Below are 1,390 nucleotides of genomic sequence, written 5' to 3' on the forward strand. Positions count from 1 at the left end.
GAGAGCAATTCCTTGAATAGATGCTGGTACACAAAGGCTCTGGAGAGCCGGTAATAAATTCTTCTTTTGGTTATTTTAATGGTAGCACCTATTTTCAGCAGGTGAGTCCTAATGCTGCTGATCTGCCATTTTTTGGCTTCTTTATAAGAAGTTTTTTGGATGTTTGTCTTCAAGATCAAAAACAACTCATAAGCAAGACTACTTATAAGCAACCGGAAGAAATTTGCCCAGAAACTGTGATTGGATAGCCGATCAGAAAAGCACATGTTCTTTACTTCTTTGATGCGATTCTCGCTGGCTTCCCCTCGCTTTACATAAAAGCCAAAATAAATTTCCCGAGCCTCTTGGGCTTCCAGATTGCTAACGATATGTCTGATGTTCATGCCAAGGCCAGTACTTTCTATTTTGGAGTAACACTGTTGAGATTTGTGCCAACTGCCGGCTTTATAATCAAAGTTTATAAAGTGTTGGTGTTTTTTGCCCTTGGACTGGTAAAGAAGTTTTACCGCCCGCTCCACCCTTGCAGTCCTTCTTTTGAGCACCTCATTACTGGCAAGTCCTATGGCGTAATATAAATTGTAATCATCTGCCAATTTATAAAAGGGTGCTGAAGAGAATCCGCTATCAGCCCGAATGGTAATCTTCATCTGGGGATAAACTTTTCGGATTTTCGAAATTACCCTTCTTAATATGCCAACATACCACTTATTAGAATGACTGTTCCCGGGACGAAGTATCGGCACGATTATTTGACCGGTATCCCCATCGTGGAAAAAGAGTTCATTATACATAAACTTCCCATAGTAGCCATTGAACATGGATAGCTGCTGTTTACCGTGGGTGGGATCATCGGTGCCATCGATATCTATAATGATACTGCTGCGTCCTGTTAAACTCGATACGTACCGATCAATCCAGCCATAACATAAGGCGAAAATGGAGCGCTTATCCAAACTGTTTTCAAAACGAGAGATGGTGGGTTGAGAAGCCAAGTCCCCATCCAGAATATCTTTATACAAAGGATCGTGTTGCAGGTGAAAAACATCATTAGCATCCTCATATCCCTGCATTAGCATAAATACGCGTTGCTTTAAAAGTTTCTCTTTCGTATGGGTGACTAAGATGGGATTGCGACTATCTGGAATAAATTTACTGAAATACCTGATTAACTTGTGTTCCCGCTCTATTTTCTCCAGCAAAACCAGAGAACCATCAGAACTTATTTCTTCTGCAGAAAAATCTACGGAAATTGATTTTTTACCTCGGTAGAAAACTGTATTTTTAGTACTCAAAATTGGGTGATTTTAGTGTTAGTAAAGATGCCTGTAAGCTCTTTAAATATAACACTTTACACCCAATTTTACTATATACCCATGAATTATCCGGGTTA

At 39.7% G+C, this 1,390-nt stretch carries 1 protein-coding gene; it reads right to left on the bottom strand.

Annotated features, from left to right (window positions below; all coding sequences use genetic code 11):
• Positions 1-1,292: IS1380 family transposase (locus BV214_RS15845; protein ID WP_140157781.1), on the bottom strand; the 1,292-nt coding region annotated here is incomplete at its 3' end.
• Positions 1,293-1,390 lie beyond the last annotated feature (98 nt).

It is taken from the genome of Arenibacter amylolyticus, from assembly GCF_002150785.1.
Classification (GTDB): Bacteria; Bacteroidota; Bacteroidia; order Flavobacteriales; family Flavobacteriaceae; genus Arenibacter; species Arenibacter amylolyticus.